The organism is Bartonella sp. bp_1 (assembly GCF_055808085.1).
This window is the reverse complement of the sequence record NZ_CM147851.1, coordinates 680,085-702,883: the sequence shown is the minus strand read 5'-3', so window position 1 is coordinate 702,883 and position 22,799 is coordinate 680,085. Positions and strand designations below refer to the sequence as shown.

19 protein-coding genes are annotated in these 22,799 nt (G+C 46.5%); 9 read left to right on the top strand and 10 right to left on the bottom strand.

Annotated features, from left to right (window positions below; all coding sequences use genetic code 11):
* Nucleotides 1-139: 139 nt before the first annotated feature.
* The 3 genes from ACYZ97_RS03525 (at nt 140) to ACYZ97_RS03515 (ending at nt 1,870) form a co-directional block, all read left to right on the top strand.
* Nucleotides 140-601 (top strand): RidA family protein, encoded by a 462-nt coding sequence (locus tag ACYZ97_RS03525; RefSeq protein WP_473300111.1) that lies wholly within the window; start codon nt 140-142, stop codon nt 599-601.
* A gap of 11 nt (nt 602-612) precedes the next feature.
* Complete coding sequence (locus ACYZ97_RS03520) at nt 613-1,347, top strand: glycerophosphodiester phosphodiesterase family protein (protein WP_473300110.1); 735 nt, start codon at nt 613-615, stop codon at nt 1,345-1,347.
* 97 nt (nt 1,348-1,444) lie between these two features.
* Nucleotides 1,445-1,870 (top strand): HIT family protein, encoded by a 426-nt coding sequence (locus ACYZ97_RS03515; RefSeq protein ID WP_473300109.1) that lies wholly within the window; start codon nt 1,445-1,447, stop codon nt 1,868-1,870.
* Nucleotides 1,871-1,901: 31 nt separating this feature from the next.
* On the opposite strand, the gene clpA is transcribed toward ACYZ97_RS03515, so the two are convergent.
* Both clpA and clpS read right to left on the bottom strand, forming a co-directional pair.
* A complete protein-coding gene (gene clpA, locus ACYZ97_RS03510; RefSeq protein ID WP_473300108.1) occupies nt 1,902-4,220 on the bottom strand; it encodes an ATP-dependent Clp protease ATP-binding subunit ClpA in 2,319 nt (772 codons plus the stop codon).
* Between the two features lie 9 nt (nt 4,221-4,229).
* Nucleotides 4,230-4,580 (bottom strand): ATP-dependent Clp protease adapter ClpS, encoded by a 351-nt coding sequence (gene clpS, locus ACYZ97_RS03505; RefSeq protein ID WP_473300107.1) that lies wholly within the window; start codon nt 4,578-4,580, stop codon nt 4,230-4,232.
* Nucleotides 4,581-4,876: 296 nt separating this feature from the next.
* On the opposite strand from clpS, the gene ACYZ97_RS03500 reads away from it, so the two are divergent.
* Both ACYZ97_RS03500 and ACYZ97_RS03495 read left to right on the top strand, forming a co-directional pair.
* A complete protein-coding gene (locus ACYZ97_RS03500) occupies nt 4,877-6,253 on the top strand; it encodes a serine hydrolase (protein WP_473300106.1) in 1,377 nt (458 codons plus the stop codon).
* A gap of 41 nt (nt 6,254-6,294) precedes the next feature.
* Nucleotides 6,295-6,582: a hypothetical protein gene (locus ACYZ97_RS03495; RefSeq protein WP_473300105.1), complete on the top strand. Its 288-nt coding sequence runs from the start codon at nt 6,295-6,297 to the stop codon at nt 6,580-6,582.
* Here the strand turns inward: ACYZ97_RS03495 and ACYZ97_RS03490 are convergent, their stop codons facing one another.
* From ACYZ97_RS03490 to ACYZ97_RS03480, 3 genes are all read right to left on the bottom strand, one after another.
* Nucleotides 6,583-7,014 (bottom strand): DUF1489 family protein, encoded by a 432-nt coding sequence (locus ACYZ97_RS03490; protein WP_473300104.1) that lies wholly within the window; start codon nt 7,012-7,014, stop codon nt 6,583-6,585.
* A gap of 20 nt (nt 7,015-7,034) precedes the next feature.
* Nucleotides 7,035-8,432: an L-serine ammonia-lyase gene (locus ACYZ97_RS03485; RefSeq protein WP_473300103.1), complete on the bottom strand. Its 1,398-nt coding sequence runs from the start codon at nt 8,430-8,432 to the stop codon at nt 7,035-7,037.
* A gap of 401 nt (nt 8,433-8,833) precedes the next feature.
* Nucleotides 8,834-9,529 carry a nitroreductase gene (locus ACYZ97_RS03480; protein ID WP_473300102.1) on the bottom strand — a complete coding sequence of 232 codons (696 nt, stop codon included), beginning with the start codon at nt 9,527-9,529 and terminating at the stop codon, nt 8,834-8,836.
* 103 nt (nt 9,530-9,632) lie between these two features.
* Here ACYZ97_RS03480 and ACYZ97_RS03475 point away from each other — a divergent pair, with 103 nt between their 5' ends.
* Nucleotides 9,633-10,583, top strand: coding sequence for a heparan-alpha-glucosaminide N-acetyltransferase (locus ACYZ97_RS03475; protein WP_473300101.1), 951 nt, complete (start codon nt 9,633-9,635; stop codon nt 10,581-10,583).
* A gap of 301 nt (nt 10,584-10,884) precedes the next feature.
* Nucleotides 10,885-11,994 carry a hypothetical protein gene (locus tag ACYZ97_RS03470; RefSeq protein WP_473300100.1) on the top strand — a complete coding sequence of 370 codons (1,110 nt, stop codon included), beginning with the start codon at nt 10,885-10,887 and terminating at the stop codon, nt 11,992-11,994.
* Nucleotides 11,995-12,142: 148 nt separating this feature from the next.
* Here the strand turns inward: ACYZ97_RS03470 and ACYZ97_RS03465 are convergent, their stop codons facing one another.
* Together ACYZ97_RS03465 and mgtE are read right to left on the bottom strand one after the other, a co-directional pair.
* Nucleotides 12,143-12,529, bottom strand: coding sequence for a MerR family transcriptional regulator (locus tag ACYZ97_RS03465; RefSeq protein WP_473300624.1), 387 nt, complete (start codon nt 12,527-12,529; stop codon nt 12,143-12,145).
* A gap of 16 nt (nt 12,530-12,545) precedes the next feature.
* Nucleotides 12,546-13,964: a magnesium transporter gene (gene mgtE / locus ACYZ97_RS03460; RefSeq protein ID WP_473300099.1), complete on the bottom strand. Its 1,419-nt coding sequence runs from the start codon at nt 13,962-13,964 to the stop codon at nt 12,546-12,548.
* Between the two features lie 178 nt (nt 13,965-14,142).
* Here mgtE and ACYZ97_RS03455 point away from each other — a divergent pair, with 178 nt between their 5' ends.
* Nucleotides 14,143-14,562 (top strand): hypothetical protein, encoded by a 420-nt coding sequence (locus tag ACYZ97_RS03455; protein WP_473300098.1) that lies wholly within the window; start codon nt 14,143-14,145, stop codon nt 14,560-14,562.
* Between the two features lie 86 nt (nt 14,563-14,648).
* On the opposite strand, the gene ACYZ97_RS03450 is transcribed toward ACYZ97_RS03455, so the two are convergent.
* Both ACYZ97_RS03450 and lhgO read right to left on the bottom strand, forming a co-directional pair.
* Nucleotides 14,649-15,398, bottom strand: a complete 750-nt coding sequence (locus ACYZ97_RS03450; RefSeq protein WP_473300097.1) for a FadR/GntR family transcriptional regulator — start codon at nt 15,396-15,398, stop codon at nt 14,649-14,651.
* A 97-nt stretch (nt 15,399-15,495) separates the two neighbouring features.
* Nucleotides 15,496-16,641 carry an L-2-hydroxyglutarate oxidase gene (gene lhgO, locus ACYZ97_RS03445; RefSeq protein WP_473300623.1) on the bottom strand — a complete coding sequence of 382 codons (1,146 nt, stop codon included), beginning with the start codon at nt 16,639-16,641 and terminating at the stop codon, nt 15,496-15,498.
* A 220-nt stretch (nt 16,642-16,861) separates the two neighbouring features.
* Here lhgO and ACYZ97_RS03440 point away from each other — a divergent pair, with 220 nt between their 5' ends.
* Nucleotides 16,862-18,175, top strand: coding sequence for an MFS transporter (locus tag ACYZ97_RS03440; RefSeq protein WP_473300096.1), 1,314 nt, complete (start codon nt 16,862-16,864; stop codon nt 18,173-18,175).
* 390 nt (nt 18,176-18,565) lie between these two features.
* Here the strand turns inward: ACYZ97_RS03440 and rpoC are convergent, their stop codons facing one another.
* The gene (rpoC, locus tag ACYZ97_RS03435; protein ID WP_473300095.1) at nt 18,566-22,774 is read right to left on the bottom strand and encodes a DNA-directed RNA polymerase subunit beta'; all 4,209 of its coding nucleotides are present in this window, start codon (nt 22,772-22,774) and stop codon (nt 18,566-18,568) included.
* Nucleotides 22,775-22,799: the final 25 nt, after the last annotated feature.

The following is a 22,799-nucleotide window of genomic DNA, read 5'->3' as shown; positions in this document are numbered from 1 at the left end:
ATTTCTCCATATATATAAGCCGTTAGCATAGAAAAATGGCAAAAAGCGAGTAAAAACGCGACGATGATCATGCGACTATTTGCTTACCAGCAAAAATCGTCTATGGATGAATGAAAACATCCAATAAAGAGGAGGCACTATGTCAAATACTATTGAATCCCGCTTGCAAGCACTTGGCGTCACCATTCCCGAAGCTGCACAACCGGTTGCCAATTACGTAACAACAGCCAAATGTGGCAACCAGCTGTTTATTTCCGGGCAGTTGCCCCTTGTTAACGGGAAAGCCGTTGCCACAGGTAAAGTCGGCGGCAATGTTAATGCCGAAACCGGTAAAAAAGCTGCTGAAGCCTGCGCTATTAACATTCTCGCTCAGGCCAAGGCCGCTCTTGGCAACCTTGATAAAATCAAGCGTGTTGCCAAAATCAATGTTTTTGTTGCTGTCGAACCAAGCTTTACTGACATTCCGCAAGTTGCCAATGGCGCTTCCGACTTTTTTGTCAATGCGCTAGGCGATGTTGGCAAACACGCTCGTTCTGCTGTCGGCGTGGCAGCACTACCACTTGATGTACCCGTCGAAATCGAAGCCATTCTGGAAATTTAAGGCACCCGATCATGACAACCGACTGGCTGTGCGCGCTGCCCATCGCAGCGCGCGGCCTACACGACATGAACAAAACCCTGTGGGAAAATACACTGCCAGCTTTCGAACTGGCTGCTCTGCGCGGCTATGTGATCGAATGTGATGTCCAGCTTTCGCGTGACGGTGTCGCAATGATCTATCACGATTTAACATTGCAGCGTCTTATCGGCCGCAAAGAACGTATCATTGATTTAAGCTCTTCAGAAATACGCAAGTTCGAAATCGGTAACAGCGGACAAAAAATCATCTCTCTGGAAACACTCCTTGAAGATATTGACGGAAAGGCGCCTATACTGGTTGATATCCATGGTAATGATGGCGAGGATAGCGGCCTTATTACATCCGTTGCCGATCTTCTTATCCAATATGATAATAAAACCGCCATGATGTCCAAAGATCAGCATATTTTGCGCCGCTTTCCTGTAACTGGCCAGAATATTCCTCATGGGCTTGTCGGCAAAGGTGTTAAGCGTAACGATATCGAAGCCCATTTTTCCATGCTCGCCCACAGTGTCAGTTTTGTCGCCTATGATAAAAATGATATTTCAAACTCTTTCACGCGCTTTGTCCGTACCAAACTTAATCTGCCTGTTCTTGCCTATACCGTCCATTCACAAAAAGAATGGGATACTGTTGCCAACCAGGCCAACCAGATGATTTTTGAAGGCTTCTCCCCAAAAAAAGAATCAATTCATATAAATAAATAGTTTTCTTAACACTTTATCTATTCAAACAAACGCCTTGATGCACAAACATTTCATCGGTACTCTTGGCCAACCAAATTATTCAACAGAGGATGCCAATATGTCGACGGCCTATGATAATGACAATATTTTTGCAAAATTGTTGCGCGGTGAAATTCCATCTGTGCGTGTTTTCGAAGATGACGATATTGTCGCCTTTATGGATGTTATGCCACAAGGCCCAGGGCATACGCTGGTCATTCCCCGTCAAAGTTCACGCAACCTGTTGGATGCCTCTCCGGAGACACTGTCCAAAACAATTCTTGCTGTTCAAAAAATTGCACAAGCTGTCAAATGCGCTTTCAATGCCGACGGCATTACCTTGATGCAATTCAATGAACAGGCCGGCGGACAAACCGTCTATCATCTGCATTTCCATATTATTCCACGTTTTGATGGCGTTGATCTTAAGCCCCATACCGGCGCTATGGCTGATCCCGCTGAACTGGAAGAACAGGCTAAAAAAATCCGCGCAGCCCTAGCCTAAGATAAGCGCCTCTCCCTTATCAAGATGGACTTCAGGCATGGGTTTTTGGCTTCTTGCCTTTGGCCGGTGCTTTTAATGTTTGATGGGGCAATATCTCAAGTGCAAGCTTATCCTTATCAACGAGCACCTTGACTGTACCGCCGCTTTTGAGCTTGCCAAACAATATCTCATCGGCCAGCGGCTTCTTGATATGTTCCTGAATCACCCGCCCCAAAGGACGTGCCCCCATGCGCTCATCATAACCTTTTGTTCCAAGCCATTTCATCGCGGCGTCCGACAATTCAAAAGTGACATCCCGATCGGCAAGCTGCGCTTCAAGCTGTAAAATGAATTTCTGCACCACCTGATGGATAACAGTTGTCGACAAAGGTGCAAAAGGAATAATCGCATCAAGGCGGTTACGGAACTCCGGCGTAAACAGCCGGTTGATAGCCTCAACATCATCGCCCTCACGCTGGGTTTTGCCAAAGCCGATTGCTGCTTTGGCCATATCGGAAGCACCGGCATTGGTAGTCATAATCAAAATGACATTGCGGAAATCAATCTGTTTGCCATTATGATCAGTCAAACGACCATTATCCATCACCTGCAATAATATATTGAAAAGATCAGGATGGGCTTTTTCCACCTCATCCAACAAAATCACCGCATGAGGGTTTTGATCCACAGCATCGGTCAACAAGCCACCTTGATCAAAACCGACATAACCGGGAGGCGCTCCAATCAAACGTGAAATAGTATGGCGTTCCATATATTCCGACATGTCAAAACGTAAAAGCTCAACACCTAAAGAATGTGCCAATTGCTTGGCAACTTCCGTCTTACCGACACCTGTCGGGCCAGAAAAAAGATAATTTCCAATCGGTTTTTCAGGTTCCCGCAATCCAGCGCGCGCCAATTTAATCGAAGCTGTCAGTGCTTCGATAGCTTTATCCTGCCCATAGACAACACGTTTTAATTCGTTTTCCAGATTGGCCAAAACCTTCCGGTCATCGCGCGATACCGTTTTAGGTGGAATACGCGCCATCGTTGCAATTGTCGCTTCAATTTCCTTCACACCAATTGTTTTTTTGCGCTTGTTCTTGGGCAGCAGCATCTGTGCTGCACCGGTCTCATCAACAACATCAATCGCCTTATCAGGCAATTTACGATCCGCCAAATAACGTGATGAAAGTTCAACCGATGCTTTCATTGCATCATCTGTATATTTCAACTTATGAAAATCTTCAAAATAGGATTTAATCCCCTTCATAATTTCAATTGCATCGGGCACAGAAGGCTCATTGATATCGATTTTCTGGAACCGTCGGGCAAGCGCACGATCCTTTTCAAAAATCTGGCGATATTCCTTATAGGTTGTAGATCCCATGCAACGGATAGCACCCGACGACAAAGCCGGCTTCAACAAATTGGCTGCATCCATCGTCCCCCCCGAGGTTGATCCTGCTCCAATAATATTATGGATCTCATCAATGAATAGGATCGCACCGGGATAGGCTTCAAGCTCTACGATAATCTGCTTTAAACGTTCTTCAAAATCACCACGATAGCGTGTACCAGCCACAAGTGATCCCATATCGAGTGAAAAAATCACCGCCTCACGCAGTACTTCCGGCACCTGTTCTTCAACAATACGCTTGGCAAGTCCCTCGGCAATCGCTGTTTTTCCAACACCGGGATCACCGACAAAAAGCGGATTGTTTTTCGAGCGGCGACATAGAACCTGTATTGTCCGGTTAACTTCACTGTCACGTCCAATCAGCACATCAATCTTGCCGTCCTTGGCTTTTTGATTGAGGTTGATGCAATAGGCAGAAAGTGCATCCGGTGTTTTTCGTAAACGCTCACCATAATCATCATCCAAATCATCGTCATCATCCAAATCACCATGATTTGGCAATGACAGCACACCTTCCTTAGCAATTCCATGCGAAATAAAATTGACCGCATCATAACGTGTCATTCCCTGCTCCTGCAGAAAATAGGCAGCATGACTTTCCCGCTCGGCAAAAATGGCAATCAACACATTGGCGCCCGACACCTCATCGCGACCGGCCGACTGTACATGAATGACAGCACGCTGGATGACCCGCTGGAAAGAAGCAGTCGGACGAGTGTCATCCTGATCACTACTGATCTGAGCTTCCAACTCGGCCTGAACATAATCGGAAAGGCGCTTTTCAAGTACAGTCAAATCAACACGGCAGGCCCGCATGACAGCACTGGCATCCTCGTCCTCAATCAAAGCCAAAAGCAAATGTTCAAGGGTTGCATATTCATGATGCGCATCACTGGCTAAAGTCAGAGCACGATGCAATGTCAATTCAAGACTAGATGTAAAAGACGGCATAAGACAACCTCACTGTTTTTCCATCACACATTGCAGGGGATGCTGATTTTCTCGCGCTACACCCATCACCTGAGCCACCTTCGATTCCGCTACTTCATAAGTAAAAACCCCACACTCACCGACACCGTCATGGTGGACATTAAGCATGATACGGGTTGCTTCCTCACGATTCTTTTTAAAGAACCGCTCCAGAACCATGATCACAAATTCCATCGGCGTATAATCATCATTGAGCAACAAAACGCGGTATAGATTCGGCTTCTTCAGACGCGTTCTCGTCTGCGTTACAATGCCTGTTTCATGATCCGAACTCCCCCTATACCTGTTTTTGTCCTCATGCAGAACAGGGGCTATAAGCATTCTATTGAATCTACGTAACTTCATCATGGTCTTCTATGTAGTATTTTATCTTCCAATTTTAAGGCCTCATGACGGCAATGCAACAGATGTTTACAACAAGCGGCATTTTTCTCGGCACTAATCTGCACCAAACTCCATTTCTAGGAAAAAATTCATCTCCTTAAAAGCTTCAATCTATAAACGGATTGGTAACGCTGTCACGCTATAGTCAATCAGCAGACTGATGGATTAAATACATCAGACCTGCAATCATTTTGTCTAAGATGTTAATTTGTTTTGATTTTAAGGTGTTCAGCGTGTCTTTTTCATTTTCCAGAGCCTTACCTGCCATCCAGAAAATAGCTGTTATTGCTTCGATTGCCATTTTTGGAATCGGCAATGTTCAAGCAGCAACCCCAAACGGCATTTATGCCGATCGGTATGCAGCAATCGTTATTGATGCCAATTCAGGGAAAACTTTGTTTCAAGTCAATGCAAACGCACGCCGTTATCCCGCCTCCTTAACAAAAATGATGACGCTCTATCTGTTATTTGAAGCCATGCAAGAAGGCCGTGTATCTCCGAATACACCTATTCCGGTTTCAGCCCATGCCGCTTCGCGTCCGCCAACAAAGATCGGTTTCAAGCCTGGCCAGACCATTGGTGCAGAGGCCGCAGCCAAGGCATTGATTACACGTTCAGCAAATGATGTAGCATCCGCTATTGCAGAATATCTCAGCGGCTCAGAAAGCCGATTCGCCCAGATGATGACGGCAAAAGCGCGTCGCCTCGGCATGATGAACACCAATTTCGCCAACCCTTCAGGTTTGCCGAATCCAAACAATTATTCGACCGCACGTGATATGGCGATCCTGTCGCTTTCGTTGCGCCAACATTTTCCAAGACAATATGCATGGTTCAAGATTGAAAGCTTTCAGTATCGCGGTCAAACGATCAGCAGCCATAATACACTGGTCAAAACCATGAAGGGTGTAGATGGCATAAAAACCGGTTATATCAATGCCTCTGGTTTCAATGTTGCAACCTCCATGCGCATGGATAATAAAAGCCTTGTTGCTGTTGTCATGGGTGGCCGTACAGCCCGCTTACGCGATGCCCATATGGCTGAGCTGCTGCGTCGCTATCTACCTCAGGCAACGAAAAGCAAAGGTAGAGAATCGGCACTAGTTGCCGCCGTATCGGCGACACCTTCAACCGATGTTGCACTCTCCTCCCATCTGCCTTCAGGTCATGAAGCCCCCATCCCCTTATCGAAAAAAGCAGCAACAGCACGCGAACAGGACAGCGCCATACTGACCGCCCTGGCTTCACAATCGGTCAAAGAGCAACCACAAGCCGCTGTCGCCGCGAATAATGCAATCGTCAAAGATATTGATCCGGTCATTACAGCTTCAGCACCAACAACAGCACGTGGCATTGTATCTTCAGGCTGGAGCGTCCAGATCGGTTCATTACCAAGCCAGTCACAGGCAAGCGAGATGCTTTCCAAAGCTTCCTCGTCTTCGGCCAAAATTGCACTGAGAAAAGCGTCTCCGCACACCGAAGTTTTCGAAAAAAATGGTCAGCGTTATTTCCGTGCCCGTTTCACCGGTTTTAATGACAAAAAATCGGCTTCCGATGCATGTGCCGCTTTAAAGAAAGCAAATTTTAACTGCTATGCATTATCCCAATAAAAATTGTTGATTAAAGAGTGTAAGCGTAAAGGGGTGTCATTATGGCGTATGGAATGGAATTGGGATTGGGACAAAGTCTTGCGACCGCTCAACCATCGCAAACGCGCTCAGCGCTTCACTTCAAATCACTACAGGAAGCGGCTGCGAAACTGGCTGACTTGAAGAGTACGCCAAAAGCACTCGGCACAAAAGATCTGGTCAACCTGTTTATCTGCCAGAGCCAGCGCAATCGGCGCATGGCGCAAAAATTTGTAAAAATCCATCTTCGTTTGTCCAGCCCTTCCGGCCGTAAAGCGGTCATGTTGCGCCTTGGTGCAACCAATTCATAATCACAAAAGTCCCAATTGCGCCAACTCTTGTCTAAGATGGGGCGGCAAATCCGAATGCGCCCCGATCCTGTCATCTGTGGGCGCTTCTTCGTCTTTAAGATAACGCCACCCCTGAAAAGCCCGACGCGGCTGCCATATTGTCGGTATAATTTTGGATTCCAAAACCAGATGACACCGCTGGATATTCTTGTCATCGGTAAATATGCGAATATCCTTCAATAGCTGCCGGCATTGTATATTACCCTTGATCACCCAATAAAGAGAGCCTCCATCCAATAATTCGTCAATACGTTTGGGCACCATACGGGTGGTATGGAATTGCTCGGGCACAAGCCCGGCCGCACGCTTTTCTTCCAGACGGAAGTCAATCCAGGCGGCAAGTTCCTCTATCGATGAAACACCCACACATAATTTGACAAGATGAAGAGGCATCTAGCATTCGCCTTTAGTAATCAACATTCAATCGCATTCACAGCAAGTCCGGCCTTGCTGGTTTCCTTATAACTATCCAGCATATCACGCCCTGTCTGGCGCATAGTCTCGATACAAGCATCAAGCGATACAAAATGTGTCCCATCGCCATAAAGCGCCAATGATGATGCTGTTACCGCCTTAACAGCCCCCAGTGCATTACGTTCGATACAAGGAACCTGCACCAGCCCAGCTACCGGATCACATGTCATGCCCAGATGATGTTCCAAAGCAATCTCAGCTGCATTTTCAATCTGTTCACACGTGCCGCCCAAAGCAGCCGTCAAACCTGCTGCAGCCATTGCCGACGCCGAACCGACCTCACCCTGACAACCAACCTCGGCCCCAGAGATTGATGCATTGCTTTTAATGACACCGCCAACAGCGGCTGCTGTCAGCAAAAATTGGCGCACACCTTCAACATCAGCCCCGTCATTAAAACGCAGATAATAGCGCAATGCTGCCGGAATAACGCCGGCAGCACCATTTGTCGGCGCCGTAACAACACGTCCACCAGCCGCATTTTCTTCGTTGACCGCCATAGCATAGACAGATAACCAATCATTGGCGAGCAGCGGATTATTACGGTTTTTCTTCCAATCATCCTCTAACCGCTCATAAAGCTTTTTGGCGCGTCGTTTCACATGCAGGCCACCAGGCAGCTCGCCTTCTTTTGCCAAACCACGCTCGACACAAGCATTCATGGCATCATAAATGGCATCAATCCCTTGATCCAGCTTCTCACGTTCCATGAAAACTTCTTCATTGGCCCGTTTCATCTCGGCAATGCTCAAGCCACTCGCACGTGCCATTTCCAACATTTCCTTTGCATTGGCAAATGGATAAGGCACATTTTCAACCACCGGTTTTTCATTATGTTTGATACGGTCAAGATCATCGCTATTAACGACAAAACCACCACCAACCGAGTAATAAATACGCCGAAGCAACATATCGCCATTCTTGCCATAAGCTTCAAAAGCCAGCCCGTTAGGATGTCCAGGAAGTGGCGTTTTTCGATCAAATATAAGGTCGTCTTTAGGATTAAAAAAATATTTAGGATGGCCAGCAGGATGGACATATTTCCGCTTCTTTACCTTTTCCAGCATCTCATCCATTTTATCTGGATCAACATCGGCCGGGCTTTCACCGCAAAGGCCAAGGATAACAGCACGATCCGTCGCATGGCCGATACCGGTAAATGCTAATGAACCATGCAAATAGGCCTTCAGACGGTTGACAACAGCACCATGCGGGCGCGGCCAATCACCATTTTGAATTTCATCAAGGAACATTACGGCAGCGGTCATAGGTCCCATCGTATGAGAACTAGATGGACCAATACCGATTTTGAATAAATCAAAAACAGATAGAAACATAAAATCCTGCTCCCTTCATATGAAGCATGATTTTATATAGGTTTTATTGGGAAAAATCGAAAAAAAATTATGCGCCAAAAAAAAGATAAGCCAGAAAAATAGCCGAACTCAAAACAACAAGACCACGCACGGCAACAGCCAGACAGGATTTCTCAACTGTATTTTCCATTAATATCCCTCTTTGAGGGTTTCATGCTCTTCTTCACAATGAAACCATCATATAAATTCTATGACATCATCCTCGTAACGAGGCAGTGCGATGCCTATAAAGGCAACGACACGAACACGCAATATTAAAAAACAGTTAACAACGTGATATTTTGTTCACAAGCAACAAAACAGCCTTAATAAATAGTTAAAATACAACATTGTTTCAACATGGAACAATGCATGACCTGCCCTCAATCGCCAAGACTGTTAATAAAGCGGGTGAAACTGGAAACCGGCTCACGTTCTGTGGAGAAATTGTTTTCAGGTGCCTTTTCATCACGATAGCCAAGCGCCATCCCGCAAATAAGCTGCTGATCGGACGGAATATCAAGAATTCGCACCACATGCTGCCAATAATCGGTAAAGGCTGCCTGCGTACATGTATCAAGACCAAAGCCGCGGGCAGCAATCATGATCGATTGCATAAACATGCCCATATCAAGCCAGCTTCCTGTTTCCATATCACGATCTAGAGTGAGCAAAAGACCGACCGGCGCATCAAAAAAGCAAAAATTACGGGCCTGCTGTCGGGCCATTTTTTCTTTATCGCCGCGTTCAATCCCTACGCTGTGATAAAGATCCCAACCGACCTTGCGCCGGCGTCCCAGATAAGGCTCACGCCATTCCCGCGGATAATAATGATATTCACGAGAAGGCTTTTCACCGGACAAGGAAAGAGAGACCAGCTCCTCTCCCAATTTTTTCAAGGCTTCTCCTGTAATAACCGTTACTTTCCATGGTTGTATATTGGCACCTGAAGGCGAACGCGCAGCTAGGGTTAGAATTTCTTCTATCAGTGCAGGTGATACAGGTTGTTGCGTAAATGCACGGATAGACTTGCGACTGTTCAATGCACTGACGACATCCAATATTTCTGATGAAACCATTTCATACCCTCACGTGAAAAAACAACAAGACAAAGAATTAGAATTGACGTGACTTTAGCAGTTGCCCATAACAAGACAACAAGCACACAAGGATAAACACAGATTGCGTTTAAGAAAAATCGATATATTACGCGGTCTCGCATTGATCGGCATGATCATTTACCACCTGAGCTGGGATCTTAGTTATTTCAATTATCTCCCATCGGATACTCCGACATCTGGGGGATTGCGTATATTGGCGCGAATTGTCGCTGCCTCATTTCTATTCTTAAGCGGCTTCAGCCTTGTACTGGCCAATCACGAGCATATTTATGTCCGCAAAGTCATTAAAAGATTCTCGGTCATTATCACCGCAGCACTTCTTGTTTCTATTGCTACCTATTTTTTTATGCCGCAGGATTTTGTCTATTTCGGCATTTTGCACCATATTGCCCTGACCGGCCTCCTTGGCCTTTTGTTTTTACGTATCCCCAATGCTCTGGTTTTTGCCAGTGCAATTGCAGCATTTCTGCTGCCTTATTATTTTTCACATCCATTTTTCAATACGCCCCTGCTCTGGTGGACAGGTCTTGCCCTCAATCCACGGGAAAGCTTCGATTTCGTTCCGCTTTTCCCATGGTTTTCGGCCGACCTTGCAGGTATATTTGTAGCACGTCTACTCAAACATTATGACAAGCTCAAATACCTTGAAAAGCCATGTATCAATATTCGTATTTCCAGCCTTATTGAATGGAGCGGCAAGCATTCACTCGTCATTTATCTAATCCATCAGCCCATCTTGATTGTCATACTTTGGGGTGTTTCCCTGATTATCCCACCATCCCTCCATGTCCTTGAAGGCGAACTTATCAAAACCAGCAAACAACTTTGCAAAAACACAACGGATCCGGAGTATTGTGTCGCAATTGACCGATGCACAATCGATACACTCAAAAAGAACGGACGTTTGCGTATATTTATTACGGGCGAAATACCCCGCGGCTCACAGGAACTGGATGCCATAACGATGAAATGTATGGAACAGCAAACAGAGATAAAGAGCGATGAAAACTAGATTAACGCCTGTTCTGATCATGCTTGCCTCATTATTTGTCGCACCCATGATAAGCCTTGCGCAAAAACCACCTGAAAAAATCATATGGATCAATCCAGAAAGTGGCAATCGAATCACACTGACTCACGGCTGGTTTTACGACTATAATTTCGTTGATAAGAATGAGAACCGGATAAGATTTAGCGGACCATCAGCGCAAATTGACTATTATCGCAGTCCTATGTCCAATGTGGATGTTCCTCTACAAGACGACATTAATGATGATATTAAACGGTGGGCCTCTATCGAGAACAATATCGATTTGGAATGGCAGGAACATTTTTCCACCCCTTACCATTTTCTTATCGCACGAACACGCAATACAATCTTTATTCAAGACACATATTTCAGGCGGCAGCGGCTTATCAAAATAAGCTGCCAAAAATCCGAAGACTGTGAAAATACTGTAGAGCTGGCTGTAAAGATACTAGAATCCTTACGTCCATTGGTGGAGTTTTCATCCGTCAAAAATTTTATAACCGGAACAAGCGGTGATTGGGACGATGACTGGCAATTAAGCTATATACGAATAAATAAAGCTATAATGGGGTGGGGTATTTATTCCCCTAAAAAAAATATCATCTCTGCTCTTGTTGCGCGTCGTGAAAGACATATCAATCCGACAGATCTTAAAGATTTTATGCGATTTTTTGGTCATGAAAATATGTATCCCTATCTCGAGATAATACCAAAATCGAGTACTGGCGTCGGACCACAAAGCAAAGCCGCTCGTTTTGACGCAAAAAATCAATATCTGGAAGTGTTCAGCCTGGAACATAATTATGTCGGCTATGCCGTCATCATATCACCGCCGAATACCAAAAAAGAAGACCTCGATATGCCTTATAGGTGGACTTATTCAATGCTCAATGATGAATTGAAATTTCTAGGAAACAAAGAAGCACCCGTTACTACCCTTAAAAGCCCGATCAGCCACTTTGCTTTTGACTTGCCCAAAGGCTGGGAAGTTTCCCCGCCCGTTTTTGAAGATCCCAATAAAGGAACCTACGATAGGATGCTTTTCAAGGGTATGAATCGTATCACCTACAGTGCACGATGGATGCCGGCTGAGTATGCGCTGGAATGGCCGCAAAAATTTGCCAGAGACAACCCAGCCCTCATTGTCAAAGAATATAAAGATAAGGACATGATATTTCTACGATCTACGGAAAACCGCGAAACTACCAGCAAGATTCCCTATGTATCCGCTCAATATGTTACGTATAAGCGTGGGCGTCTATGGCAAATATCAACTGTTATACTCGCACAAGGCGATTCGAAAGATCATGATCTTATTATTGACAAGATGATGGACATGATCCGGGCTGACTGCGCTTTTGATATAAATGACAACGAGACTTCCCGCCACTAACGTAAAGAAAATCTATTTTTAGGGCATATCTTGTTTTGACATTTGCCCATACTGTCGAGGGTGCTTATCCTGTCCATGTTGCGAACAGTAAGAAAGAAACCAAACAATCTGGAAGGTCGACGCTGAATAAAGCTTTTCGTAACATGCTTTAGCGACTGACACCGAGTTCGGCCAAGCGTTCGAAGCACATTTCTTCAATACGCTCCAACTCATGCAATGAATCATCAATATCACGGCGCATCTGTCGTAAAGCGATACGTTTCTCGTTGATTTTGCCAAGCGTGCCCTTGACCGATGCTTCGTCAAAAGCCGGTTCATTATACATGGCCAGTAATTCAGCAATATCAGCCAGTGAGAAATTTAGCCTTTTGGCACGTAAAATCTGTTCAATCCTGTTACGGTCTGCCTGCGTATAAAGACGGGTACGCCCCCGTCTAAAAGGAGAAATTAGTCCCTCATCTTCATAAAACCGGAGTGTACGGGTCGTAATTCCGAATTCACGCGTCAATTCACGAATGGTATAATATTCATGGATCATCGGCTTGCCTTTTCTAGCCCCCCAGAAAATCGAACCACCATGTGGCAAGCCCCAGAAACGCAAAAAAGCCGACAATATCCGTCACCATTGTTACAAAAACAGATGACGCAATCGCCGGGTCGGCCCCTAAACGATGCAACAAAAGCGGTATCAGAATCCCCCCCAAGGCAGCCGCCAACATATTGATTACCATAGCCGAAGCGATAATTGCGCCAAGATCTGCATTTTCAAACCATAGACCGGCGGCAAGCCCGATAAAAACAGCAAAAACACATCCGTTCATCAGGCCAACAAGCACTTCACGGCGGATAACACGAAACGCGTTATAGATATCAATATCACGTGTAGCAATCGCGCGGACGGTCACCGTCATGGTCTGCGTTGCTGCATTCCCTCCCATAGAGGCAACAATCGGCATCAAAATAGCCAAAGCGACCATATGCTGGATTGTACCGTCAAACAAACCGATAACGGCCGCCGATACAAAAGCTGTCAACAAATTGACCGTCAGCCATGGTGCCCGAGAGCGTGCTGTCTGAATCACCGTATCAGATAATTCTTCATCGCCAACGCCGCCAAGGCGCATAATATCTTCTTCCGCCTCTTCCTGAATGACGTCAACAACATCATCAATCGTCAAAACACCAAGCAGACGGCCATTTTCATCAACGACAGCCGCAGACAAAAGGTCATATTGCTCGAATATTTGTGCCGCTTCTTCCTGATCCATTGTGGCAGGAATAGGCTGACGCGTCTCATGCATGACTTCGTCAACCCGTACCGGACGACGGGTACGAAGCAGACGATCCAAGTCAAGAGCCCCCAGAAGATGAAAAGTCGGATCAATAACAAAAACCTGCATAAAGTGATCCGGTAATCCTTCATCGTCACGCAGATAATCAATAACCTGTCCGATCGTCCAGAATGGTGGCACAGCAACAAATTCGCTCTGCATACGCCGACCGGCACTATCTTCTGGAAAATCAAGCGAACGCTGCAATCTCACACGCTCAGTGAAAGGCAGCTGTGCCAAAATTTCGGCCTGATCCTCTTCATCAAGGTCTTCAAGCAGATAAACAGCATCATCGGAATCAAGTTCCTGAACGCCTTCGGCAATCTGCGCATTGGGCAGCGCCTCCATGATCTCAAGGCGAATAGCCTCGTCAACCTCGGTCAAGGCAGCAAAATCGAAATCATCACCCAACTGCGCAATTAGGTTCTGGCGCTCGGACGTATCAAGCGCATCAATAAGATGGCCAAGTTCCGAAGGATGGAGTGAAGCAACATCCTCTTTTAAAAATTGCGTATCATGCCCTTCAACCGCCTGGCGCACCCGCTCCAGAAACCCACTGTCGATAGCGCCATCCTCACCGTAAATCGTTTGCGATGCTGCTTCTTGTGTTGACTGTTGGTTATGTACGCTTTCGCTCATGAATGACCTTTAATTGCCTCTGCCTTTCGGAATAGAACAAGTTGGGCTTGGAGAGAAGCGCTTTTTCACCTCTTCCTATTATCATGATAATAAAACTGTGTGATGAAACAAATCCGACTGTCTTTTTTCTACCGCTTCATGACAGGATAAGAAACGAAACAGGTCCAATGGCGGCAATATGATGCGCAAAAAAAAGAAATGGCTGGTTGCGATTATAGCCATATCGACAATTATTTTCGTTGCTGCTGCAACATTCGAACCATTTATCAATTCTATCGGCCGCAATGAACTGCGCGACATCGCACTTGAAAAAGGGCAATGCAGTGATGAAACATGCAAAGACGGCATTGCATGGGCGACCGATATTTTGGTCAAGCAATCAGGATTGGACGCGAAAAGAATACCATGGTGTATGGCGACCAATAAAATCTATTTCGCTGAAATACCGTTGCTTAACGCCCTTAAAAACAAATTTGCCAATCTGATGTATAAGCGCTGCGAACGCGACGAGCTGACACTGGATGACGCCAATATCACCATTGGCGAACCACATAATCATGATCATGACGAGGATGATCATAATGACCAGCATAATTAAAATCTCTATCACCAAGACCGTAGAGAACAGCGACTTAATAGCGCTTTTATTCTACTCGATAGGCACAGGCATTAACCGGATAATGATCAAAAAATAGAAAGCCGGATGGCCGACCTTTCAAGGTGACGTAGCATCGCACCCGCAGCCTCTTCTTCATTGCCTGCAATAATAGCTTGAGCAACAGCAATATGCTCCTGTTCGGCGGCCCCAAAAGCCCCCGTTACCTTGCTGGTATTGCCATGTGCCAAGGTCAGAAAATCAATAATCGGCTGATTAAGCGTTTCAATAACCAGTTTAAAAAGCGGATTATTACTTGCAACAGCAACAGCCCGATGAAATCGCATATCAGCATCTGCCCTGTGTGCAAGCTGATTGCCTGCTCCTTTTAACTTCTCAATTTCATGATTAAGAACAGCGATATCCTTGTCATTACGTCGCGTTGCAGCCAATCGCGCTGCTGCCGGCTCGATAACACGGCGCAATTCCATGATATGGGCAGGCAATAATTTTGACTGTAACGGCATTTTAAACATAGCCGTCGCTTCAATCTGCTCGACAACAAAGGCCCCCCGCCCCTGCTGGGTCCGAATCGTACCCGCCTGCTTCAATCGAGCAACCGCTTCACGAACCACGGCACGACTAACCTGAAAAGCCTCAGAAAGCTGCTGTTCTGTTGGCAACTGATCGCCGGGGGCAAGATCACCGGAATTGATGCGGGCAAGCAAAACCTCCACAATCTGGTCCGCCAGTGTTTCTCTACGCCGAACCGGTGCAAGATCAAGGTTTCCCAAAGAATAGCCGAGATCCTGAACGGGGTTTGCCTCGACTTTTCCCATGATAACTGCCTCTCTTATTGCCAAATGCTTTATATCACATAGCGTAATTCGAGCATATTTTCCAGCGGCAGTCCTATGCTAGAGCTTTACCCGCCGCTTATGTCGCAGTTTTTGCACTTATCAATGAAACAATATGCTCGCCAATCGGCAATGAAGCGGTTGCCGCCGGAGATGGTGCATTACAGATATGCACCATACGAGCTGTCTCCTCGATGAGAAAATCATGGACCAGTTCACCATTGGCCAAAACAGCCTGCGCACGAATACCCGATGGATAAGGATGAAGATCACTCAATTGCAACTGGGGACAGTATTTACGGCATAATTCAAGATATTGGCGTGATGAAAAGCTGCTCTTGAGCTCCGAGACAGCCGATTTTCTATTTCTCCATAATACGTGCCAAAGGCCTGGAAAGAATGCCATTGCAAGAGCATCTTTAAGAGTGAAAGCAAAACGGCTGTATTTTTCACGGGCCAAGGCAAGACAGGCATTAGGCCCGACAGTAATACTACCATCAATCATGCGTGTCAGATGCACACCCAAAAAAGGAAGATCAGGATCCGGTACAGGATAGATCAGATGTTTTGTTAGCTGGTTCAGTTGCGGTGACAAACGGAAATAATCACCACGAAAAGGTACAATCTGGAAGTTGGTTTTAAGGCCAGCCATTTTAGCCAGTCGATCAGCCTGCAAGCCACCACATACAATCAGCCTCTGCGCTTCAATTATTTCCTTATTTGTGGATACAACAACTTTATCAGATGTCTCGTTAATCGCCGCACAGGGCATATTATAATGAATAACGCCGCCAAGCCGGCGTATCTCGTCCGCCATCGCTTTTGCCATGCCGGGATAGTCAACAATACCGGTATCCTTAACCAGTAATCCGCTTATTCCGGCGATAGATGGTTCGTGTTGGCGCAAACCAGCCTCATCAAGACGCAAAAGATCAAGTCCATTTTCTGTGGCACGTTTTTCCAAGGCATCCAGTCGCTCCACTTCGATCGGCGACGTTGCAACAATCAACTTTCCACATTGTTCGAATGCCACATTATGTTTCTTGCAAAAATCAATCGTGGCAACCAGCCCCTCTTTACAAAAGCGGGCTTTAAGACTGCCGGGCGCATAATAGACACCAGCATGAATAACACCACTGTTATGACCGGTCTGATGAAGTGCGGGGCCTTTTTCTTTCTCGATAATAACAAGTTTGGCCTGAGGGTATTTTTGTAGCAACTGCATAGCTGTCGACAAACCGACAATACCGGCACCAATGACACAGAAATCAAACACGGCCCACCACTCCTATTCCACAGCTATTCCAGAAATATTACCTGACATTTAAGTAAACAGACTTGAAGGTTATCAGACAACATGATAACTGGCAACAATAATCGAAATGATGCCGTCACAAGTCTAAGCCTTTCAAACCGGGCACTTTTCGATATCGGAGGAGAAAATCATGGCATTCCAAAGCACAACCGAAACATCAATTGAAAAGAAAAAACGCATCCGTAAAGTCGCAACGGCAACCATTGTCGGCTCGATGCTTGAGTGGTACGATTTCTACCTATATGCAACCATGGCTTCAATTGTTTTCGGTCGCGTTTTCTTTGATAGTACAGATACCCAATCAGCGACATTAAAAGCTTTTGCAACATTCGCGATCGGCTTTCTTGCCCGTCCTATCGGCGGCATGTTTTTCGGCTATTTCGGCGATCGGTATGGACGCAAGAAAATGCTTGTTGTGACCTTTTGCATGATGGGTATCTGCACCGCTATGATCGGCCTCATTCCTTCCTATGCAACAATCGGTATATGGGGGGCAGTGTTATTGGTTATTATCCGCATTATCCAAGGTCTTGGTGCTGGTGCCGAGCTTGCAGGCGCAGCTGTTACATCTTATGAACACGCCAGTAACGACCGACGTGGCCGCCAAGGCGCATGGCCTGCATTAGGCCTCAATCTTGGCCTGCTGCTCTCCTCTGCTACCATCTATATCCTAACAATCAATGGTGATGAATTCCTGCTTTCCGGCGGTTGGCGAATACCATTTATCCTCTCCATCATATTGGTTTTTGTCGGTCTGTGGGTTCGTCGCAGCCTACCGGAGACCCCCGAATACATTGCAATGGAAAAGAAAAAGCACGAAAAAACAGCATCTTTTATTGATGTATTCCGCTATAACATGAAAGGATTGCTGGTCGTCTTTTTTGTCGCTATCGGCTACAATGCTCTCAGCTATATTTTCAAAACATTCTCATTGGCCTATCTGACCGAATATCAACATGTAAGCGCATCGGTAACATCACTTTCTGTGACTATTGCCAGTCTTGTCGCAATCTTTTCTGTGCCAAGCTTTGGTTGGCTTTGCGATCACTGGAGCAGTAAAAAAGTATTGGCTTGCGGTGGTGTCCTTTCAATTGCCTTTGCCTATCCTTTTATGGCGCTATTACAAACAGGCAATGAAATGGCAATCTATCTTGCTCTGGCCATTGCAACAGGCATATTAGCACCTATGATGTTTGCACCACAAGGTTCATTCCTCAGCCGCCAATTCCCTGTTAATACCCGCTCTACCGGTGTTGGAACCGGGCGAGAAATAGGAACAGCCATTGCTGGTGGTCTTGCTCCTCTTGGTGCATTGGGACTGGTTGCGGCCTCTCCGACCAATTCGGTTACTGGTGTTATCATTATCCTTGCAGTATCCGCTGTTATTCTAGTGATTGCCGCCTTGCTTGATCAAGGAAAACACCATTCCGAACATAAAAACTAAAATCCCTCTCAAAGAACGCCGTAAATATTACGGCGTTCTATTCCCTTATTACGCATATCATGTCGTTAAAAATCGGTACGGAATTTTAGCGTTCGTCATGGCAAAATAAGCACCCAAGACGCTTTACAACACAGAGCGCATCCGATCAGATTTTTGATCAGATTTCCGAACATCCCAATAGCCTCTATCATTGTACCAGCGCCGTAATGACCACGGACGCTTTATATAAGCCAAGCCCAAAGGCCTATAACACCAATATCAGCATCTATATAAAGCGTAACATTTTACACATATCGCCTATACCCTAAAGCAATGATGTTATGACAGCTCAAGGTCAAATAAAAAAGCCCGGTCGCAAGACCGGGCTTTTCATTACATCAAGCAAACCGATTATTCGGCAGCTGTGTTTGTCATATCTGTCAACATCGCATTGGCTACTTCGCCACCCGATGCCTTACGACGTTCGTCAACAATCAGATCATCGCGCGCTGTTGCAATGCGACGGATCTGGGCAATCGTGCCGCCGGTACCAGCTGGGATAAGACGGCCGACAATGACGTTTTCTTTCAAGCCCTGCAATGTATCCATCTTGCCAGCAACAGCCGCTTCAGTAAGAACGCGGGTTGTTTCCTGGAAGGATGCCGCCGAGATAAAGGACGGTGTCTGCAACGAAGCCTTGGTAATACCAAGCAGGACAGGATTGCCGATTGCCGGCTTCTTGCCTTCTTCCAACAGACGGTCATTAACCTCATCCAGCTCGATACGGTCAACATGATCACCCGGAATATAGGTGGAATCACCCGATTCAGTGATCTCAACCTTCTGCAGCATCTGACGAACAATCACTTCAATGTGCTTGTCATTGATCAAAACGCCTTGCAAACGATAAACTTCCTGAATCTCATTGACGAGATAGGAGGCCAACGCTTCAACACCCTTAATAGCAAGAATGTCATGCGGTGCCGGATTGCCGTCAAGGATATAATCACCCTTTTCGATCTGGTCACCGTCCTGCAGATGGAATGGCTTGCCTTTTGGAATAAGATATTCCACCGGCTCGACCGTTTCATCATTTGGCTCAATCATAATACGACGCTTGTTCTTGTAATCGCGACCAAAGCGGATTGTACCATCAATTTCAGCGATAACCGCATGGTCTTTCGGACGACGGGCTTCGAAAAGCTCGGCAACACGCGGCAGACCACCGGTAATATCCTTTGTCTTGGCACTTTCCATCGGCAGACGGGCAATCACGTCACCAGCCTTAACATGCGCACCCGGTTCAACCGAAAGAATGGTCTCGACCGAAAGCTGAATGCGGGCATCTCCACCCTTGGCAAGCTTGGCAATTTTGCTGCCCTTCTTGTCTGTATTGATGACAATTGCAGGCTTCAGATCTACACCACGCGGATTGGCACGCCAGTCAATAACCTGACGCTTGGTGATACCGGTGGATTCATCAGCCGTTTCTGTAACCGAAAGGCCGTCAACCATGTCCTCAAAACCAACATAGCCTTCAACTTCGGTAAGAATCGGACGTGTATACGGATCCCATTCGGCAACACGTTGGCCGCGTTTGACCATATCACCATCGTCAACAAAGACGCGTGCACCATAAGTGACACGATGCGAAGCACGTTCCTTGCCGGCTTCATCCTTGATGACAACAGCCATATTACGGCCCATAACCACAAGATTGCCCTCGGAATTACGCACCACATTGCGATTCTTAAGCTCGACCTTGCCCTCATAAGAGGCTTCAAGATAGGACGAGTCGACAACCTGTGCCGTGCCACCCAAGTGGAAGGTACGCATGGTCAGCTGTGTTCCCGGCTCACCGATAGACTGGGCAGCAATAACACCGACAGCCTCACCCTGATTGACCGGCGTACCACGGGCCAAATCACGGCCGTAGCACTTAGCACAAACGCCAAGACGGGTTTCACAGGTCAGAGCAGAACGAATCTGGACAGACTGGATACCGGCTTCTTCGATTTTGACCACATCGGCTTCTTCGATCATACGCCCGCCTTCGACAAGCACTTCACCGGAAATCGGATGAAGAATATCAAGAAGCGCTGTACGACCAAGAATACGCTGGCCCAAAGAAGCCACAACCTGACCGGCATCGACGATCGGCTGCATGGTAAGACCTTTCTCGGTGCCGCAATCGACAGACGAGATAATCGCATCCTGTGCAACATCAACCAGACGACGTGTCAAATAACCGGAGTTAGCGGTTTTCAACGCCGTATCGGCCAGTCCCTTACGGGCACCGTGGGTCGAGTTGAAGTACTCGTTCACAGTCAAGCCTTCTTTAAAGTTTGAAATGATCGGTGTTTCGATGATTTCGCCTGAAGGTTTCGCCATCAGACCACGCATACCGGCCAGCTGTTTCATCTGGTTAGCCGAACCACGAGCACCTGAATGCGACATCATATAAATCGAATTCATCTGCTTCTGGCGACCGGTTTCCTTATCAAATTCAACCGCCTGAATGCGTTTCATCATTTCTTCAGCCACACGGTCAGTACATTTACCCCAAGCGTCAACCACCTTGTTGTACTTCTCACCCTGTGTAATGAGACCATCATTATACTGCTGTTCATATTCCTTGGCCAAAGCTTCTGTCTCGGCAACGAGACGTGCCTTTGTTTCCGGAATGACCATGTCATCCTTACCAAAGGAAATACCCGCACGGCAGGCATGGGCAAAGCCAAGCTGCATGATACGGTCACAGAAAATGACTGTCTCTTTTTGGCCGCAATGACGATAGACATGATCGATCATCTTGGAAATGTTCTTCTTGGTCATTTCCTGATTGACAATATCAAATGGCACATTGGCATTTTTAGGCAACAATTCACCAATGATCATACGACCCGGTGTGGTATCATAGACTTTGGAAACTTCATTGCCTTCGGCATCAACAGTCTTGAAACGACCCTTGATCTTGGTATGCAAGGTAACGATCTTGTTTTCGAGCGCGTGTTGCAATTCACCCTGATCAGCAAAAATCATACCTTCACCAGGCTCTTTTTCCGCCAGAATCGACAGATAATAAAGGCCCAGCACCATATCCTGTGACGGCACGATAATCGGCGCACCATTAGCAGGATGAAGGATGTTATTGGTCGACATCATCAAAACACGTGCTTCAAGCTGGGCTTCCAGCGAAAGCGGCACATGGACAGCCATCTGGTCACCGTCAAAGTCGGCGTTGAAAGCTGTACAGACGAGCGGATGAAGCTGGATAGCCTTACCTTCAATCAAGATAGGTTCAAAAGCCTGAATACCCAGACGGTGAAGGGTCGGGGCACGGTTCAGAAGAACCGGATGCTCACGGATGACCTCATCAAGAATATCCCAAACTTCTGGACGTTCTTTCTCAACCAGTTTTTTGGCCTGTTTAACAGTCGAAGAGAAACCCTTGGCATCAAGACGGGCATAGATAAACGGCTTGAAAAGTTCCAAAGCCATTTTCTTCGGCAGACCACATTGATGCAGTTTCAATTCAGGACCGGTCACAATAACCGAACGGCCGGAATAATCGACGCGCTTACCCAGCAGATTTTGACGAAAACGACCCTGCTTGCCTTTCAGCATATCAGAGAGCGATTTCAATGGACGCTTATTGGCACCGGTAATGGTACGGCCACGGCGACCATTGTCGAATAACGCATCAACAGCTTCCTGCAGCATACGCTTTTCGTTACGCACAATGATACCGGGAGCACGAAGCTCGATCAGACGCTTCAAACGATTATTACGGTTGATCACACGACGATAAAGATCATTGAGATCGGATGTTGCAAAACGACCGCCATCAAGCGGCACCAAAGGACGCAGATCCGGCGGAATTACCGGAATGATCTTCATGATCATCCATTCCGGACGGTTTCCCGACTCCAGAAAATTCTCGACAATCTTCAAACGTTTCATCAGCTTCTTGGTCTTGAGTTCCGATGTTGTCTCGGCAAGATCAGCGCGTAGATCACCGGCAATTTTTTCAAGTTCCATAGCGGCCAGAAGTTCAAAAATGGCTTCTGCACCGATCAAGGCTGTAAACTGGTCCTCACCGAATTCATCAACAGCAATCATATATTCTTCTTCTGAAAGCAGCTGATGGAGCTTGAGCGAAGTCAGGCCCGGCTCGGTAACAATGTAGTTTTCGAAGTAGAGCACACGTTCGATATCCTTCAAAGTCATATCCAGCAAAGTGCCGATACGGCTTGGAAGTGACTTCAAGAACCAGATATGGGCAACAGGAGCTGCCAGCTCGATATGGCCCATACGCTCACGACGTACGCGTGAAAGCGTAACTTCAACACCACATTTTTCGCAGATAATGCCCTTGTATTTCATACGCTTATATTTGCCGCACAAGCACTCATAGTCCTTGATAGGGCCAAAAATACGGGCGCAGAAAAGACCGTCGCGTTCCGGTTTGAACGTACGGTAGTTGATGGTCTCCGGCTTTTTGATCTCGCCGTAGGACCAGGACAGAATCTTCTCAGGGCTCGCAATCGAAATACGAATAGAATCAAACGTCTGCGCTGGCGCCTGAGGATTGAATAGATTCATGACCTCTTGGTTCATGCCGTTCTCCTTGGGGGTTCTTCCT

Bases quoted from the DNA above. Each gene is read 5' to 3' on its own strand.
- ACYZ97_RS03525 (WP_473300111.1), top strand. From the start codon at position 140: ATGTCAAATACTATTGAATCCCGCTTGCAAGCACTTGGCGTCACCATT.
- ACYZ97_RS03520 (WP_473300110.1), top strand. From the start codon at position 613: ATGACAACCGACTGGCTGTGCGCGCTGCCCATCGCAGCGCGCGGCCTA.
- ACYZ97_RS03515 (WP_473300109.1), top strand. From the start codon at position 1,445: ATGTCGACGGCCTATGATAATGACAATATTTTTGCAAAATTGTTGCGC.
- clpA (WP_473300108.1), bottom strand. From the start codon at position 4,220: ATGCCGTCTTTTACATCTAGTCTTGAATTGACATTGCATCGTGCTCTG.
- clpS (WP_473300107.1), bottom strand. From the start codon at position 4,580: ATGCTTATAGCCCCTGTTCTGCATGAGGACAAAAACAGGTATAGGGGG.
- ACYZ97_RS03495 (WP_473300105.1), top strand. From the start codon at position 6,295: ATGGCGTATGGAATGGAATTGGGATTGGGACAAAGTCTTGCGACCGCT.
- ACYZ97_RS03490 (WP_473300104.1), bottom strand. From the start codon at position 7,014: ATGCCTCTTCATCTTGTCAAATTATGTGTGGGTGTTTCATCGATAGAG.
- ACYZ97_RS03485 (WP_473300103.1), bottom strand. From the start codon at position 8,432: ATGTTTCTATCTGTTTTTGATTTATTCAAAATCGGTATTGGTCCATCT.
- ACYZ97_RS03480 (WP_473300102.1), bottom strand. From the start codon at position 9,529: ATGGTTTCATCAGAAATATTGGATGTCGTCAGTGCATTGAACAGTCGC.
- mgtE (WP_473300099.1), bottom strand. From the start codon at position 13,964: ATGAGCGAAAGCGTACATAACCAACAGTCAACACAAGAAGCAGCATCG.
- ACYZ97_RS03455 (WP_473300098.1), top strand. From the start codon at position 14,143: ATGATGCGCAAAAAAAAGAAATGGCTGGTTGCGATTATAGCCATATCG.
- ACYZ97_RS03450 (WP_473300097.1), bottom strand. From the start codon at position 15,398: ATGGGAAAAGTCGAGGCAAACCCCGTTCAGGATCTCGGCTATTCTTTG.
- lhgO (WP_473300623.1), bottom strand. From the start codon at position 16,641: ATGCAGTTGCTACAAAAATACCCTCAGGCCAAACTTGTTATTATCGAG.
- ACYZ97_RS03440 (WP_473300096.1), top strand. From the start codon at position 16,862: ATGGCATTCCAAAGCACAACCGAAACATCAATTGAAAAGAAAAAACGC.
- rpoC (WP_473300095.1), bottom strand. From the start codon at position 22,774: ATGAACCAAGAGGTCATGAATCTATTCAATCCTCAGGCGCCAGCGCAG.